The organism is Flavobacterium cupreum, assembly GCF_003996965.1.
GTDB classification, from domain to species: Bacteria; Bacteroidota; Bacteroidia; order Flavobacteriales; family Flavobacteriaceae; genus Flavobacterium; species Flavobacterium cupreum.
Genome location: NZ_QWDM01000014.1, coordinates 38,418 through 55,645 on the forward strand (window position 1 = coordinate 38,418; position 17,228 = coordinate 55,645).

Annotated in this window: 15 protein-coding genes; 2 read left to right on the forward strand and 13 right to left on the reverse strand. The window is 34.9% G+C overall.

From position 1 onward, the window contains the following. The 6 genes from D0817_RS19025 to D0817_RS19045 form a co-directional block, all read right to left on the reverse strand. Window positions 1-720, reverse strand: coding sequence for a hypothetical protein (locus D0817_RS19025; protein WP_127339949.1), 720 nt, complete (start codon window positions 718-720; stop codon window positions 1-3). Between the two features lie 110 nt (window positions 721-830). Then, window positions 831-1,001 carry a hypothetical protein gene (locus D0817_RS25705; protein WP_158286334.1) on the reverse strand — a complete coding sequence of 57 codons (171 nt, stop codon included), beginning with the start codon at window positions 999-1,001 and terminating at the stop codon, window positions 831-833. 3 nt (window positions 1,002-1,004) lie between these two features. Then, on the reverse strand, window positions 1,005-2,198 hold the full coding sequence (locus D0817_RS19030; protein ID WP_127339950.1) for a hypothetical protein: 1,194 nt from the start codon (window positions 2,196-2,198) through the stop codon (window positions 1,005-1,007). A gap of 85 nt (window positions 2,199-2,283) precedes the next feature. After that, window positions 2,284-2,775 carry a hypothetical protein gene (locus D0817_RS19035; RefSeq protein ID WP_127339951.1) on the reverse strand — a complete coding sequence of 164 codons (492 nt, stop codon included), beginning with the start codon at window positions 2,773-2,775 and terminating at the stop codon, window positions 2,284-2,286. Beyond that, complete coding sequence (locus D0817_RS19040) at window positions 2,772-3,098, reverse strand: hypothetical protein (RefSeq protein WP_127339952.1); 327 nt, start codon at window positions 3,096-3,098, stop codon at window positions 2,772-2,774. Before D0817_RS19040 ends, D0817_RS19035 begins: the two co-directional genes overlap by 4 nt. A 2-nt stretch (window positions 3,099-3,100) precedes the next feature. Then, window positions 3,101-3,409: a hypothetical protein gene (locus D0817_RS19045; RefSeq protein ID WP_127339953.1), complete on the reverse strand. Its 309-nt coding sequence runs from the start codon at window positions 3,407-3,409 to the stop codon at window positions 3,101-3,103. 294 nt (window positions 3,410-3,703) lie between these two features. Between D0817_RS19045 and D0817_RS19050 the strand changes: the two genes are divergently transcribed. Both D0817_RS19050 and D0817_RS19055 read left to right on the forward strand, forming a co-directional pair. Further along, window positions 3,704-5,620 carry a DUF294 nucleotidyltransferase-like domain-containing protein gene (locus D0817_RS19050; RefSeq protein ID WP_127339954.1) on the forward strand — a complete coding sequence of 639 codons (1,917 nt, stop codon included), beginning with the start codon at window positions 3,704-3,706 and terminating at the stop codon, window positions 5,618-5,620. A gap of 3 nt (window positions 5,621-5,623) precedes the next feature. Then, on the forward strand, window positions 5,624-6,220 hold the full coding sequence (locus D0817_RS19055; RefSeq protein WP_127339955.1) for a 3'-5' exonuclease: 597 nt from the start codon (window positions 5,624-5,626) through the stop codon (window positions 6,218-6,220). A 170-nt stretch (window positions 6,221-6,390) separates the two neighbouring features. Here the strand turns inward: D0817_RS19055 and acs are convergent, their stop codons facing one another. The 7 genes from acs to D0817_RS19090 all read right to left on the reverse strand — a co-directional run bounded on the left by acs (window position 6,391) and on the right by D0817_RS19090 (window position 17,136). Beyond that, window positions 6,391-8,301, reverse strand: coding sequence for an acetate--CoA ligase (gene acs / locus D0817_RS19060; protein WP_127339956.1), 1,911 nt, complete (start codon window positions 8,299-8,301; stop codon window positions 6,391-6,393). 505 nt (window positions 8,302-8,806) lie between these two features. Next, window positions 8,807-10,276, reverse strand: coding sequence for a ketol-acid reductoisomerase (gene ilvC / locus D0817_RS19065; RefSeq protein WP_127339957.1), 1,470 nt, complete (start codon window positions 10,274-10,276; stop codon window positions 8,807-8,809). Window positions 10,277-10,320: 44 nt separating this feature from the next. Continuing rightward, window positions 10,321-10,842: an acetolactate synthase small subunit gene (gene ilvN / locus D0817_RS19070; RefSeq protein ID WP_127339958.1), complete on the reverse strand. Its 522-nt coding sequence runs from the start codon at window positions 10,840-10,842 to the stop codon at window positions 10,321-10,323. An 87-nt stretch (window positions 10,843-10,929) separates the two neighbouring features. After that, window positions 10,930-12,618: a biosynthetic-type acetolactate synthase large subunit gene (ilvB, locus tag D0817_RS19075; protein WP_127339959.1), complete on the reverse strand. Its 1,689-nt coding sequence runs from the start codon at window positions 12,616-12,618 to the stop codon at window positions 10,930-10,932. Window positions 12,619-12,778: 160 nt separating this feature from the next. After that, window positions 12,779-14,452, reverse strand: coding sequence for a dihydroxy-acid dehydratase (ilvD, locus tag D0817_RS19080; RefSeq protein WP_127339960.1), 1,674 nt, complete (start codon window positions 14,450-14,452; stop codon window positions 12,779-12,781). Window positions 14,453-14,719: 267 nt separating this feature from the next. Continuing rightward, window positions 14,720-15,838, reverse strand: a complete 1,119-nt coding sequence (gene leuB / locus D0817_RS19085) for a 3-isopropylmalate dehydrogenase (protein ID WP_127339961.1) — start codon at window positions 15,836-15,838, stop codon at window positions 14,720-14,722. Between the two features lie 122 nt (window positions 15,839-15,960). Continuing rightward, window positions 15,961-17,136 (reverse strand): 2-isopropylmalate synthase, encoded by a 1,176-nt coding sequence (locus D0817_RS19090; RefSeq protein ID WP_127339962.1) that lies wholly within the window; start codon window positions 17,134-17,136, stop codon window positions 15,961-15,963. Between the last annotated feature and the right edge of the window lie 92 nt (window positions 17,137-17,228).

The following is a 17,228-nucleotide window of genomic DNA, read 5'->3' on the forward strand; positions in this document are numbered from 1 at the left end:
TTATACAGTTTTTAACGCCCTAACGACGAAATTAATAACATAACCCTGAGATTTATTAATTTCAAGACCAACAACACCAACCAAAGGCAAAGTCAATCTATCAATTAAACCCTGAACAACAGTTCCGTTCTGAGATAAAGCCTGAATAGGGTCAATGTCTCTACTTAAAGTTTGCAATTCAAATGGAAGATATTTTACAACCTGACCATTTGAGTACTGATAAGACAAATCACTTACAGTAGCATCTACCGTCATAATAGCCAAATCAAAGCCCTGAACATCAATTTTTTTGTTGAACTCCTCAGAAGCAACAGTTTTTTGCTCGAAAAAATATAAATTGTTAGTTGAGACAGGTTCTTCAATACCATGCAAATCGTAACGCATATCTTCGTCAAGGTCTTCAAGAACAATTTTAATACTCTCCTTTTCAGCTAAATAAACAGAACCTTCGTCCGCAATTTCACACAAAGCAATAAAACCGTTATTTGAATCTGATTGAGTAGCCTCAGTTCCATAGGTACTAGCTAAAATGAAATCTTTAAGCAAAACCTTATTTGCTAAAATGACATTAGAACCGTTTCCACGTTCAATGTAGATAGTTATTTTTTCAGTAGTTAATTGACCCAAGGCCAAACCACTTGAAATAATAATAGAACCAATTGACTTTGTTACGGTTAATTCCTGCGTTTTTGTAACGCCTGTAATAGTTGCAATTTTCATTTGTTATAAATTTTATTTGTTTAAATTCTTTCACAAAGGTTATTACAACTAATATTTGACGTTTTACAATTCTTTACATTTCTTTATAATTCTTTATATTTTTTTACACTTTAAGAGAGTATTTTATATGTAATTAAATCGGAAATCATTAAATAATTTCTTTTTAACTGTAAACTATCTAATATAATTTGATACTCTTTTAATGCAGTTGGATAGCTTACACCAAGCAAATGCATTAATTCTGTTTTGGAAACTTTTTGACTTGTATTTTGTGTTTTCATGGCTTATAAAAATAACAGTTGATGTTCATGGAATAATTCAGAATCAAAATCATTTACTATTTTTTCCTTTGTTCTAAACTCATGCAGATAAAAATGTAACTTATTTTGAAACCAAATCAAAAGCGGATTTTCGGTAGTCATATCCATATCTTCAAGCAAAAGATTTAGAGCAACGATATAAGATATATCCTGATTGTTTGCGTAATATTCTCTAAATAAAGACTTCGCAAGACGCTTTTTAATTGTAGTACTGGAAAGAGTTACTTTCTTAAGACGCTTGATTATAGGATTGAATTTTGATATTTGAGACTGCAAATAATCAAAATCAAACAAAGTAATAAGCTTTTCTTTATTGACCTCTGATTTACCTGTATTCTCACGTAATTCAAAAAAACCTTTGTTCGCTATTTTCAACAATTCATAAAGATTTGCTTTATCAAAAATACCCCAAGTCATTGATTGACTAACATTTATATCAGCGTTTGAATGCTCGTTTAAACCCCTAAAAAACGCTGAATTTAACTGATATTCAAAACGCCAAACATTATCATTTTTCAAACCATTGTTAGAGTAATACTGATTTATATATGGCTTTTCAGTTAATTGCAATGACAGCGTTTTATTATAGCATCGAATTATTTTATCGGAAGTTCTTTTCCCAATCTGAAAGCCGTTAAGAATCGACTTTCCTTTATAAGTCTCAAAATACGACTGCATATTTTTGGGACGGCCTGAAATAAGGTAGTGACCTCCAACAATATTACTATATAAATTACGGTAAGAATTGTTGATATCAGACTTATCAAGGCATATATCCAATCTATTAACTGACTTAAAAATGTATTGTGTTTCATCGCAAAAAGTATTTATGATACATTTTAAAGTATCGTTTGTTAAAGTGTAAAAAAGATTGTTTTCTATCTGTAATTGAGCCAAGTTATCACTGATGATTGCGCTACGAGGTTTTGCAGTATAAATGCCAATTTTTAAATCTTCATAATAAAGATCGGAACGAATTTCAAAAATTTTAGTTCCGTAATCGTATGGTTTTAATCTGAATTTTGAGTTTTCGGGGAACTCTCCAAAAGGTTGACCCTCGAGATTAATAATTAAATAGTCAATATTTATAAGAGTAGTTTTTAATTTGTTGATTTTAAATTTAGTCTTGGTTTGGTGTCGTTCTTTGTATGTAATCATGTTTTTGGTTTAAGATTTAGTTTGAGTCCAACTCACTCAAAAAAGAAGAAAAATCTTTTTTGAGCGAGTTGGTTGCCGTTATACCCTACGGCAACGATATTTTATTTTGCACAGAATTAATTAACCAGGTCGCAAAGGGTAAAACAGTTATCGACCTATGAGACTTATCAATTCTTTGAACAGTTTTAGTAGGAGGAAAGAATATTTTAGGTAATTCTAAAGGAATACATTCATTAAAATATAAAGAAGTTCTTTTTTGAGCAGGAAAACCCCACCAACTTTGATCTACTATAATAGTAGGTTTAATACCAGCTTCTTTAAAAAAAGATGAACCATGAGGATGCTCCAATATTCCACCATTTTTTTGAATTTTTTCCAAGCAAAAAAAAGCCAATTCCTTTTCAAGTTTATTATAAGCAGCAAAATGTTTTAATTTACTCCATTGCTGGCAAGGTGGGTGAGCAATTACGAGGCCACAGCCATCATAGGTATAAGCATCTTTATTTTTGTCATAAACATCAATACCAGGTATTTGATGATAAACAGATTTTTCCAAAGCACACAAAACTGTAATCATAAATCAGAATTATTAAACATTAAAAAATGAAGTTTCGGTAAATCTTTTACAGTAAATAAAAATGTAGAAGTAGCTATGTCAGTAAGTTTTTTTAAATCTCTATTCTTTAAAGCCAAAGACAAAGACTGTTTATTAAATAAATCATAAATCTTTGTATCAATGCGACGAATTTCCTTAATGATAAATTCATACTGATAATGAATTTGCTGAATAGATACAGTCTCAACAGGATGAGTTATATAATCATTTATATCATTTTGAATACAAGCAAGTTGAACAAGTAAGGCATCTTTTTTAGAGAATAATTTTTGAATTTCCGTCATAATTAAGGTATTAAAAGATTATGTTTAAGAAGTTTTTTAAGTAAAACCTTACAAGAGTCACAATAAAAAATAAACTCATGTAAAGCATGATTTTGACGAACTACAAAACAATCTTTTTGTATATCAATTGAAATACCTAAATTCGAACCTCTAATACGTATATGAAGTATTTTAAAACCCAAATGCTCAGTTTTACAGAAAGGACGAATTTTTTTTAAAAATGTTTTTGGTTTAAATTTTGTAAAACTCATTGAATCAACATAGAGCATAAGCAAAACATAATTTTCTAAAGAACTTCGTTTTAAAGCCATATTTATCGGTTTTTAGTTAATAACTAGAGCACAAAGATGAACTATAATTTATATTATGTAAAATAGAATATTTAAAAACTTCGTTAAAGTAGTTACTTATTGCTTCTCAGAAATAAAAGAATCAGAAAAATTATGCAATACTTCATTATCAGTGATTTGAAATAATAAAAAAAGAAAAATATGCTTCTCAGATACCATATTCCTAGTTTTACTTAAAATCGCACAGATGCTTTCATTGTAAGAGTTTATTTTATTATTTTTACATTCGATACTTTAAAAAAATTATCAAAATCTATGAATACAATTGCCGAGCATATCGCGGATTTTTTAAAAGAATATCAGCCATTTAAAAATCTGACTTTTCAGGAACTGTCTGATATTGCAACTAATATTCGTGTGATCAATTTAGAAAAACACGCAGTATTATTTCAAAATAACGACATCCTGCATGATAGTTTTTATGTGGTCGCTTCAGGCGTTATAAATCTGACGACAATTGCTGATGCTGAAGAAACGATTATAAACAAATGTCACGAAGGTGATATTTTTGGCTTGCGTCCGTTTTTTGCTAAAAATAACTACATGATGACCGCCAAGGCGCGTGAAGAAAGTATTGTGTATGCAATACCTATCGCTGTTTTCAGACCTTTTGTGGCTAATAATTCTGATGTTTTAAACTTTTTACTGGAAAGTTTTGCAACAAACTCAAGACATACCAAGGACAGCGTAAGCTCTAACGGAAAACTGATTTCTGATACTTCTTTTTACGTTGATCAGCAATCAGAAATGCAGTATATCCAATCTCTTACTTACAATAATTCGCCACTAAAAACAGAAGCACATCATATTGTAAAAGATGTTGCTATTTTAATGACTGAAGCAATGGTAGATAACATTGTTGTTTGCGAAAAAAATCATCCGATTGGTATTGTAACAGATGCAGATTTATCATCAAAAATTGCTACAGGCCGCTATCCTATTACGGAAACCATTGATAAAATCATGTCATCGCCCGTTGTAACAGTATTGGAAAATGTTTCTTTGGCCGAGGCACAATTACTAATGCTGAAATATAATGTAACGCACTTATGTGTTACTAAGGACGGTACCAGTAAATCTGCCGTGAAAGGAATTATATCCGAGCACGATTTAATTGTTGCCCAAGCCAGTAATCCGGGAGTTTTGATCAAAGAAATCAAACGTTCGCAAATTCCAAAAGATTTAAAACAAATTCGTGATCGTTTGTCTGATTTAATTCAGAATTCGATCCAGAAAAATATTCCAATTTCACATGTCAGTAATATTGCGAGTGAAATAAATCTGGCCATTATAAAACGTTCAGTAGAGTTGTCCATTTTAGACTTGGGCTCACCTCCTGCCCGATTTGCGTGGTTAAGTATTGGTAGTCAGGGACGTAAAGAACAGCTTTTACTAACAGATCAGGACAGCATCTTAATATTTGAAGATGTCACTCCGGAAAAATACAGGGATGTGAAAGATTACTTTTTACGATTAGCCAAAAGAACTACGGCAATCTTAGAAAAAGTGGGTTATGAACTTTGCCCAAACGGCCATATGGGAAGCAATATGTTATGGTGTAAATCATTGACTGACTGGACAAAACAATATAACAGCTGGATGAATACTCCAGGTGAAAACAGCAATGATTTAAGTAGTATTTTCTTTGATTATGAGATTGTTTTTGGAGAGCCGAAAATAGAAGAAGCCATAGAGAATGTTATTTTTAAAAATGCTGTGAATAACACTTTATTCTTTGATTTTCTGGGCAATGACGCCTTAAAGAAAAATTCTCCCCTTAGTTTTTTCAAAAAATTCCTTGTGGAAGAAGATGGTCCTCATAAAGGAAAATTTGACATTAAAACCCGCGCTTTGATGCCTCTGATTGATGGTGCACGTTTACTGATTTTGAATTCAAATATTAAAGGCATACAAAATACTTACTTAAGATTCAAACAGTTAGCAATTACTGATTCTAAAAATGCAGAGATCTACCTAAGTTGTGCAGAAGCTTTTTTAATATTATCAAAATTCAGAACTGTCGAAGGATTAAAAAATGATGATTCCGGGCAATTTATCAATCTGAGAGAAATGTCAAAAAATGATAAAGAGAAAATGAAAAATGCTTTGACACCAATGAAAGACCTTGAAGAATTAATTAAGAACAAATTCCAACTTACACAATTTTCCTAAAATATGCTTGACTGGATTAAAAATATCAATAAGGAACATCCTGATTTCTGGAAGGATTACCTGACCAAATTCGAAACAAAACCCAATAGATTTGTAGTGCTGTCTACAGAAACTTCCGGTTTGAATCCGAATAAGGATGTGATTTTATCTTTAGGTGCTTTTTCTGTAGTTGATGACAGTGTTATTATCAAGGATAGCTTTGAATCTGTTTTGCTGCAGTATAAATTCCTGGAGGACAATGGGCTTTCAAATGAATTTATTATTGAGAGCAAAATGATAAAAATGGAAGAACCTAAAGCCATTGAGGCATTTATCAACTTTTTGGGCAATTCCGTTTTAGTGGGCCATCACATTAATTTTGACGTCGAAATGATCAATAGTGCCTTAGAACGCCTGGACTGCGGAAGATTGAAAAATGAAGCTTTGGACGTTGACATGATGTACAGAAAATTAATGGATATCAATGACAAACAGTTTTCACTCGATGATTTATGCGATATTTATAAAATTCCAAGGAGTGACCGGAATTCATCTTCTGAAGATGCTTACCGGATTTCTTTATTATTCCTGAAATTAAAATCCCGTTTGGGAATTAAATAAAATAACACAATGTTCAACTAAGCGAAGTCGAAGTCACTGCAAAATGATTCTGCATGACAGACTTCGACTTCGCTCAGTCTGACAGGGTTTTCAGTTTTGGAAGCTAATTATATAAAAAATGCCTCTTAAAACTAAGAGGCATTTTTATTTTTATAAGTTTAAATTACTTTTTAAGCAATCCTGTCTTTCGTTATTTCTTCCACAACTTCCGGGTTCAGCAAAGTCGAAGTGTCACCAAAATTAGAAAAATCGCCTTCTGCTATTTTACGTAAAATTCTACGCATAATTTTTCCTGAACGTGTTTTAGGTAATCCGGAAACGAATTGAATTTTATCCAATTTTGCAATCGGTCCGATATGATCTGAAATATACTGATTGATTTCTTTTGATAAATTTTCTTTGTTTCTTACTTCTCCTGTTTCTTTTAGAATTACATAACCATACAGTGCATTTCCTTTGATGTCATGTGGAAAACCAACAATTGCAGATTCTGCAACGGCAGGATGTTCGTTAATCGCATCTTCGATAGGAGCAGTTCCCAGATTGTGTCCTGAAACAATCACAACATCATCAACCCTTCCTGTAATTCTGTAGTAGCCTACTTCATCTCTCAAAGCACCGTCACCGGTAAAATATTTACCAGGGAAAGCAGAAAAATAAGTGTCTTTATAGCGTTCGTGATCTCCCCAGATTGTTCTGGCAATTCCCGGCCATGGAAATTTAATACATAAACTTCCAACCACTTGATTTCCTTCAATTTCATTGCGTTTTTCATCCATTAAAACAGGCTGAATTCCAGGCAATGGTAAAGTGGCATAGGTTGGTTTTGTTGGCGTGACAAATGCAATTGGCGAAATCATGATTCCACCGGTTTCTGTCTGCCACCATGTATCTACAACAGGACATCTTTTATCTCCGACATGGTCATTGAACCAGTGCCATGCTTCTTCGTTGATTGGTTCTCCAACAGATCCAATAACTTTAAGTGATTTCAAAGGATATTTCTGAATATAATCCAGACTTTCTTTTGCTAAGGAACGGATTGCCGTTGGTGCAGTATAAAATTGTGTGATTTTATGTTTTTCAATAATCTCCCAAAAACGGCTAAAATCCGGATAAGACGGAACACCTTCAAAAATTACGGTTGTTCCCCCGTTTAATAATGGTCCGTATAAAATATAAGAGTGGCCTGTAATCCAGCCAATGTCTGCCGTACACCAGAAAATGTCATTTTCTTCGTGACTAAAAACATTTTTAAAAGTATAAGCTGTATAAACCATATATCCGGCAGTGGTATGTACCATTCCTTTCGGTTTTCCTGTTGATCCTGAAGTATACAGGATAAACAAAGGATCTTCAGCATCCATAATTTCAGCAACACTATTATCTATAGCAGCATCTAATAAAGGTTGCAACCACATGTCACGACCGTCTTTCATTTTAACTTCAGTCTGAGTTCTTTTAACGACCAAAACTTTAGAAACAGACGGACAAGTATCCAATGCTTCGTCTACAATTCCCTTTAGGTCAATGGTTTTGTTTCCTCTGTAACCACCATCTGACGTAATTACCATTTTACACTCGCAATCGTTAATTCTTGCCGATACAGCAGATGCTGAAAATCCTGCAAAAATCACAGAGTGAATGGCCCCGATTCTGGCACAGGCCAATACAGCAACTGCCAATTCCGGAATCATTGGTAAATAAATACAAACCCGGTCTCCCTTACGAACTCCCTGCTCACGCAAAACGTTGGCCATTCTTGACACTCGTTCGTAAAGTTCATTATATGTTATATGCAAAGCAGTTTCAGAAGGATCGTTTGGTTCAAAAATGATTGCCGTTTTTTCTCCTCTTTTGCTTAAATGTCTGTCGATGCAATTTTTGGTAATATTTACTTTTGCTTCTGTAAACCATTTTACTTCAGCATCAGCCATATTGAAATCTACAACTTTTTCCCATTGTTGGTACCAGGTAAAATTTTCTTCTGCTATTTTCCCCCAAAATTTCCTTGGTTCCCTTATTGACTTATTGTAATGTTTAAAATATTGTTCTAAATTTTCAATTTTATAATAACTCATATGTTTTTGGAATTTTTTTATAAATGTATTAAATATCAGCGTATTCTTAAAATTATTTAATTCATAAATTTTAGCATAAAAAAACATATATTAAAAAAAATGTCCTTTTTTTATGAATTTAATATAAAAATATCTGTTTTATGATAAAATGATTATTACAAAAAAGGCACAATAAATAAATATCATGCCTTTCTGCTTTTAACAATTTCAATAACAATTAATTTTCTTTTTAATACTGCATTACTATGCTTTTTGTTCTATTTTGAAAATAGCAGCATCATTATTAATTCCTATAGAAATCGATACAAGTACATTTATTGCTAAACATACCCCATTATTCGGGATTACCTTCACTTAACTTACAACCTCACAAGAAGTTAAGTGAATACAATATGCATCTATATCCATATTATCTTAATAAGTGCTTACTAATTCAAAATATTACATAAAACAGAGATACAGTGCAAATCCCATCACAGTCGATTGTGTGGTAATTCCCAATTTATTATCCAATTTTTTTCATTGCAGTCATAGACGCTCTCAACCATGCCCCTACTTCTTCGATAGGATGTTGGCGGATTTCTTTGTTTACTGCAATTAAAACAGCATTATCTACTCCGTTTGAAGTCGAGAATGGTTTTCCTATTACGTTTGTTTCTACTTTTTTCATGAATTCTGTCAATAACGGTTTACAGGCATGGTCAAATAAATAGCAGCCATATTCTGCCGTATCCGAAATAACACGGTTCATTTCAAATAATTTCTTTCTGGCGATGGTGTTAGCAATCAAAGGCAATTCGTGTAATGACTCATAATAAGCCGATTCTTCGATGATACCTGCTTCTGTCATCGTTTCAAAAGCCAATTCAACTCCGGCTTTCACCATTGCGATCATTAAAACTCCATTATCAAAATATTCCTGTTCAGCAATTGGCGCTTCCTGAGGAGCTGTTTTCTCGAAGTTTGTTTCTCCTGTTGCAGCTCTCCATTTTAATAAATTCACATCGTCATTTGCCCAGTCAATCATCATGGTTCTTGAGAACTCTCCTGAAATGATATCATCCTGGTGTTTTTGAAATAACGGACGCATAATATCTTTCAGTTCATCTGTCAGTTCATAAGCCTCAATTTTTGCAGGATTTGAAAGGCGGTCCATCATATTGGTAATCCCACCATGTTTCAAAGCTTCTGTGATGGTCTCCCATCCATACTGAATTAATTTTGAAGCATAGGCAGCATCAATTCCCTTTTCAACCATTTTATCAAAACACAAAATAGAACCGGTTTGCAACAAACCGCAAAGAATAGTTTGTTCTCCCATTAAATCTGATTTTACTTCAGCCACAAATGAGGATTTTAAAACTCCTGCTTTGTGACCTCCGGTTGCTACAGCATATGCTTTTGCCTGATCTAAACCAAAACCGTTTGGATCATTTTCAGGGTGTACGGCAATAAGGGTCGGTACACCAAAACCTCTTTTATATTCTTCACGAACTTCAGAACCCGGGCATTTTGGAGCACACATGATTACTGTAATATCCTTACGAATCTGCATTCCTTCCTCAACAATATTAAATCCGTGGGAATAGGCTAATGTAGAACCGTTTTTCATTAATGGCATAATCGCAGTTACCACTGCAGTATGTTGTTTATCCGGCGTAAGGTTGCAAACTAAATCAGCGGTTGGAATTAATTCTTCATAAGTACCCACTTTAAAACCATTTTCGGTAGCATTTTTATAGGAAGCTCTTTTTTCAGCGATGGCATCAGCGCGAAGTGCGTATGAAATATCCAATCCAGAGTCTCTCATGTTTAAACCTTGATTCAAACCTTGTGCACCACAACCTACAATCACAACTTTTTTTCCGGCCAAAGCTGCAATTCCATCTGCAAATTCCGATTGCTCCATAAATTCGCAAACGCCTAATTGTTCTAATTGTAATCTAAGTGGTAGTGTGTTGAAATAATTTGCCATTTTTTTTAATAATATTTAATGAATGTGTAATTTAATAATTGATACTATTTAAGTGTTTCCAGCATTGTTGAGATTTCCATTTTCTCTTTAGAAACCGATATTCTTCCTGAACGTACAAACTGCATAATGCCGTACGGTTTGAATTTTGCATATAATTCTTCAATTTCAGAGCGTCTTCCTGATTTTGAAATCACAAAGAAATCGCGGGAAACCGTCACAATTGTCGATTGACTGTCTTTGATGATATTCTGAATTTGTTTCTCATCAAACAACAAACTTGAGGCTATTTTAAATAAAGCATTTTCTAAATAAATAGTCTCTTCATCGGTGTGATAAAATGCTTTTATAACTTCAATTTGTTTTTCAATCTGGCCAACAATATTCTGAACCCATTTTTCTGTTGTTTCTACAACAATTATAAATCTTGAAACATTTTCTATTTCTGATTCTGAAACGTTTAGGCTTAATATATTAATGTGACGCTTTAAGAATATTCCTGATATTCTGTTCAACAGTCCCACGTTATTTTCCGAGTATACCGATATGGTAAATGTTTTATCTTCCATGTTTTTTTTAGTTTTTTCTGTTTCAGGTTTCACGTTTCAGGTTGTCGAACTTGAAACAAAATAAACCTGAAACCTGAAACTTTTTTTTTAGCTTAATCTAATTTCCGAAACACAGGCTCCTGTTGGAATCATTGGGAAAACATTATTTTCCTTTTCTACCATAACTTCCAGAAAATAAGAATCTTTCGAAGCCATCATTTCGGCTACGGCAGCATCTAAATCTTCTCTTTGGGTTACTTTTTTGGATTTGATATGATAGCCTTCTGCAATTGCCGTGAAATTTGGATTAATCATTTTTGTTGATGCGTATCTGTTGTCAAAAAACAATTCCTGCCATTGACGCACCATACCTAAAAACTCATTGTTTAAAATGACAATTTTTACCGGAACCTGAGTCTGGAAAATTGTTCCCAGTTCCTGAATTGTCATCTGAAAGCCTCCATCACCTATTATAGCCACCACTTCGCGATCCGGTCTTCCCATTTTAGCTCCGATGGCAGCCGGCAAAGCAAATCCCATAGTTCCTAAACCACCGGAAGTAATATTGCTTTTGGTAGTATTGAATTTCGCATAACGACACGCAAACATCTGGTGCTGACCCACATCTGAAACTATTATTGCATCACCTTTTGAATGTTTGTTGATCATTTCCATGGTTTCTCCCATTGAAATTCCTTTACCATTCGTTGGATTTAACTCTTCGTTTATAACAGACTCTACTTCTATTTTATGCAATTCTTTAAACTCGTTATGCCATAAATCATGTGATTTTGCATCAATTAAAGGCAGCAACGCATTCAGGGCTTCCTTTACATCTCCCAAAACAGCCACTTCTGTTTTTACGTTTTTATCTACTTCTGCAGGATCAATTTCAAAGTGAATTACTTTTGCCTGTTTGGCGTAAGTAGCCAGTTTTCCGGTAACACGGTCGTCAAAACGCATTCCTAACGCAATTAAAACATCACATTCGTTTGTCAGCATATTAGGGCCGTAATTTCCGTGCATTCCTAACATCCCCACATTTAAAGGATGATCTGTTGGAAGCGCTGAAAGACCTAAAATTGTCCATCCTGCCGGAATTCCTGATTTTTCGATAAAGGCTTTTAACTGTTCTTCGGCCTGACCCAGAATAATTCCCTGACCAAAAACGATAAAAGGTTTTTTTGCACTATTGATGATTGCAGCTGCTTCTGCCACTTTATCTAATTTTAATTTCGGAACCGGTACATAACTTCTGATTCCTGTACATTTTTCATAACTAAACTCGAACTCATCAAACTGAGCGTTTTTAGTAATATCAATCAGTACAGGTCCCGGACGACCGGAACGTGCAATATAAAATGCTTTGGCAATGATTTCCGGAATTTCTGAAGCTTCCGTAATCTGGTAATTCCATTTGGTAACAGGAGTTGAAATTCCGATAATATCGGTTTCCTGAAACGCATCAGACCCCAGTAAATGTTTTCCCACCTGCCCGGTAATACAAACCATTGGGGTTGAATCGATCTGAGCGTCTGCAATTCCTGTAACTAAATTCGTTGCTCCCGGTCCTGAAGTAGCGATTGCTACCCCCACTTTTCCTGTAGCTCTTGCATATCCCTGAGCTGCATGGGTTGCACCCTGCTCGTGACGTACTAAAACATGGTGTAACTGATCCTGAAATTTATATAATTCGTCGTAAACCGGCATTATGGCTCCTCCCGGATATCCGTAAACCAGGTCTACTCCTTCTGCTAACAAACATCTTATAACGGCTTCTGCCCCTGATATTTTCATAGTATATTTTGTTTTCAAAAATCAATTTCAATTTTCAAAATTCAATGGCAATGGTAAAAATCAATTTCAATTATAAATTTTAAATTGATCTTTTTATTTTATTGCTATTAAATTTTTGATATTGTCATTGTCATTGATTATTGATATTGTTATTGTAAAATTATTTATCGGTAACGCAACCTGTTGAGGCGCTTGAAACCGATCTGGCGTATTTAAGTAAAACTCCTTTTGTAACTTTTAGCGGTGGCTGAACCCAGGCCGCTTTTCTGGCTGCAAATTCTTCGTCGGAAATTTTCAGATCGATAGTGTTTTTGACGGCGTCAATAGCAATTAAATCACCATCTTTAACCAGTGCAATACCACCACCATCATAAGCTTCTGGTGTAATATGTCCTACGACAAAGCCATGTGAACCCCCGGAGAACCTGCCGTCTGTAATAAGAGCACAGCTGCTTCCCAATCCGGCACCAATAATGGCTGATGTAGGTTTTAGCATCTCAGGCATCCCCGGACCACCTTTTGGTCCACAATACCTGATGACGACTACACTACCCGGTTTTATTTTTCCAGCCTCAAGACCCGGAATTACTTCGAATTCACCTTCAAATACTACTGCAGTACCTTCAAAATACTCGCCTTCTTTACCGCTGATTTTCGCAACAGCACCTTCAGAAGCCAGATTTCCGTACAAAATCTGAATGTTTCCGGATGGTTTCAGTGCTTTTTGGATTTCATGAATCACTTCCTGACCATCTTGTAAATCCAGCGTTGACGCTAAATTCTCGGCTACTGTTTTTCCGGTTACTGTCAGACAGTCTCCGTGAATTAATCCGACTTTTAATAAATATTTCATTAACGAAGGAATTCCTCCCACCTCATGAATATCTTCCATCATGTATTTACCACTCGGTTTCATATCGGCAAGTACCGGTGTTTTATCACTTATTGCCTGAAAATCGTCGAGTGTGATTTCGATATCAACCGCATGAGCCATTGCAATTAAGTGCATAACTGCATTGGTAGAACCTCCTAAAACTGCTACAATAGTAATAGCGTTTTCGAAAGCTTTGCGAGTCATAATATCTCTTGGCTTAATATCTTTTTCTAATAAAATTTTGATCGCTTCTCCGGCTGCCAGACATTCGTCCCTTTTTTCCTGACTTAAAGCCGGGTTTGAAGAACTGTATGGTAAACTCATTCCTAATGCTTCAATGGCAGAAGACATGGTGTTTGCCGTGTACATTCCTCCGCAGGCACCAGCTCCGGGGCAGGCATTCTGAATGACACCCTTAAAATCTTCCGGAGTAATTTCGTTTTTAACTTTTTTTCCTAAGGCTTCAAAAGCAGAAACAATATTTAGAGATTCTCCCTTCCATTTTCCGGAGTGAATTGATCCTCCGTAAACCATAATAGACGGGCGATTTAAACGTCCCATTGCGATTAACGCTCCCGGCATATTTTTATCACAACCCGGAATGGCAATTAAACTGTCGTACCATTGTGCTCCCACTACAGTTTCAATAGAATCTGCAATTACATCGCGGGACACCAATGAAAAACGCATTCCTTCCGTACCATTTGAAATTCCGTCACTTACACCAATGGTATTAAAAATAAGTCCGACCAGATTTGCATCCCAAACACCTTTTTTAACATCTTTTGCCAAATCATTCAGGTGCATGTTACAGGTGTTACCATCGTAACCCATGCTCACAATCCCTACTTGTGCTTTTTTCAAATCTTCTTCAGTTAAACCAATACCGTACAACATCGCTTGCGCCGCAGGTTGTGTCTGATCTTGAGTGATGGTTTTGCTGTACTTATTTAATTCCATTATTGTATTATTTATTTTAATTTTTATTCAAAAAAAAACCTTCCAGTATTTGGAAGGTTTGTAATATAGTTTTTCAATTATATTTATACCATTCCCGATGCAGATGTGCTAAACACATTGACAACAACGACAGAAGTAATAATAATTGAGATTTGCATCATTTATTTTTTAGTGTTACAAAAGTATAAAAACTTTAAGAACCAAAAAAATAAAATCTCAACATTTCCAATACTTCTTGTTATTTATTTCATTGTTTTAATAAAAACTTTAAACAATCGTCGATTGTCCGATATGAACGTTATCATTATTGAAATACAGTAAGTCGTCTTTACTGAAAATAAAATTGGAAACAAATTCCCCTACTTCATTCGTACCGAATTTTGAATCTGATTTTAAATCTGTTGTCACTACTTTAAATTCTATCGCTTTTTCAACAGCCTGATACACCACATTTGCTTCCTTAAACAATCCGAAATGTTCCAACAGCATTGCTGCTGATAAAATGGAAGCAATTGGATTGGCAATATTTTTTCCTTTTGCCTGAGGGTAAGAACCGTGAATTGGTTCAAACAAAGCATTTTTTTCTCCCAAAGATGCCGAAGCCAATAAACCGATTGATCCTGTAATCACGCTGGCTTCATCTGACAGAATATCTCCAAATAAATTCTCTGTCAAAATCACATCGAATTGTTTTGGATTTAAAATTATCTGCATGGCTGCGTTATCTACAAATAAAAAGTCTAAAGCTACATCCGGATAATTTTCACTCACTTTCTGAACTACTTTTCTCCATAATCTTGAAGTTTCCAAAACATTTGCTTTGTCTACCATTGTCAGCTTTTTGCGTCGGTTTTGTGCCGATTTAAAAGCCAGATGTGCAATTCTTGTAATTTCTTCTTCTGAATATTCACATAAATCCGAAGCATGTGTTCCTTCTTCATTTAATGTTTTGGCTCCAAAATAAGCACCGCCGGTTAATTCTCTGAAAATAGTAAAATCAGCTCCTTCGATAATTTCTCTTTTTAAGGGAGAAGCATCCAGTAATGATTTATAGGGTTTTATCGGACGAATGTTCGCAAACAAACCCAATTCTTTACGCAGTTTTAACAATCCCTGCTCCGGACGAACTTTCGCATTTGGATTATTGTCATATTTAGGGTCTCCGATGGCACCAAACAAAACCGCATCTGTGTTTAAGCAAAGATTCAGCGTTTGTTCCGGCAAAGGATTCCCTGTTTTATCAATGGCGACAGCTCCCATGAGGGCTTCTTCAAAAACAAATTCATGATTGTACACTTCTCCAATCGCATATAATGCTTTTTTGGCTTGTAAAATTACCTCTGGTCCAATTCCGTCTCCCGGTAAAACTGCTATTTTCAAATTCATAACGTCTCGTTCTTTATGTATTTAAATCTCTATTTTTCTCTCTTCTTTGTTCTACTCTCTATACTCTATACTCTATACTCTATACTCTATTCTCTATTCTCTATGCTCTATTCTCTTTCCAACTAGCTTCTGATTAATTCGTCCTGAATCTTAGAGGCTTCAATAATCTGATGAATATCTGCATCTAAGACCTCTTTTTTAATATCGGCGAATCTTAAAAACTCAATGTATACAATATCCAGCTGTACTTTGGTAAGCTCGTAACCTACTTTTTTAGCACGGTAAGCCAAAGCAGCTCTTCCGCTTCTTGCTGTAAGGATGATAGAAGATTCATTTACTCCAACATCAAGCGGATCCATGATTTCGTATGTTGCTCTGTTTTTGATTACACCATCCTGGTGAATTCCTGAACTGTGTGCAAAAGCATTTGCTCCAACGATTGCTTTATTTGGCTGCACGATCATTCCCATGCTTTCAGAAACCAGACGGCTCATTTCGTTTAATTCCCTTGTATTGATATTGGTATCCAAATTTAAGTAAGGGTGCTGCTTGAAAATCATTACCACTTCTTCAAGTGCTGTATTTCCGGCTCTTTCACCGATACCATTAATAGTACATTCTATTTGTCTCGCTCCGTTTATGGCTCCTGCGATTGAGTTTGCGGTAGCCATTCCTAAATCATTATGGCAGTGGCACGAAAGGATTACGTTTTCGATACCTTTTACGTTTTCTTTTAAATATTTAATTTTTGCTCCGTATTCTTCCGGCAGGCAATATCCTGTCGTATCCGGAATATTCAAGACGGTTGCTCCGGATTTGATTACTTCTTCACAAACTTTTGCAAGGAAAGCATTATCTGTTCTACCGGCATCTTCTGCGTAAAACTCAACATCTTCTACATAGGATTTTGCGTGTGCTACAGCATATTTTGCTCTTGCAATAATATCTTCTCTGGTGGTATTTAATTTATGGAGTATATGAGATTCAGATGTTCCGATTCCCGTGTGAATTCTGGGTCTTTTAGCATGCTTCAGGGCAGCAGCAGCCACATCAATATCGTTTTTTACGGCTCTTGTCAGTCCGCAGACGGTTGCATTTTCAACAATTTTACAAATCTCAGAGACCGATAAAAAATCGCCCGGACTTGACACAGGAAAACCTGCTTCGATAACGTCAACTCCCATTTTATCAAGTCGTTCTGCGATAACTAATTTTTGTTTCGTATCTAACTTACATCCCGGAACCTGCTCGCCGTCGCGCAAAGTCGTGTCAAAAATTTGAACTTTCTCTCTATTCATATTCATTTATTTAATGTAATTTCACATCTTGATAACAAATATATATTGTACTACTTCAGTATGAAATTCATTTTAATGAAATTATACTGTTC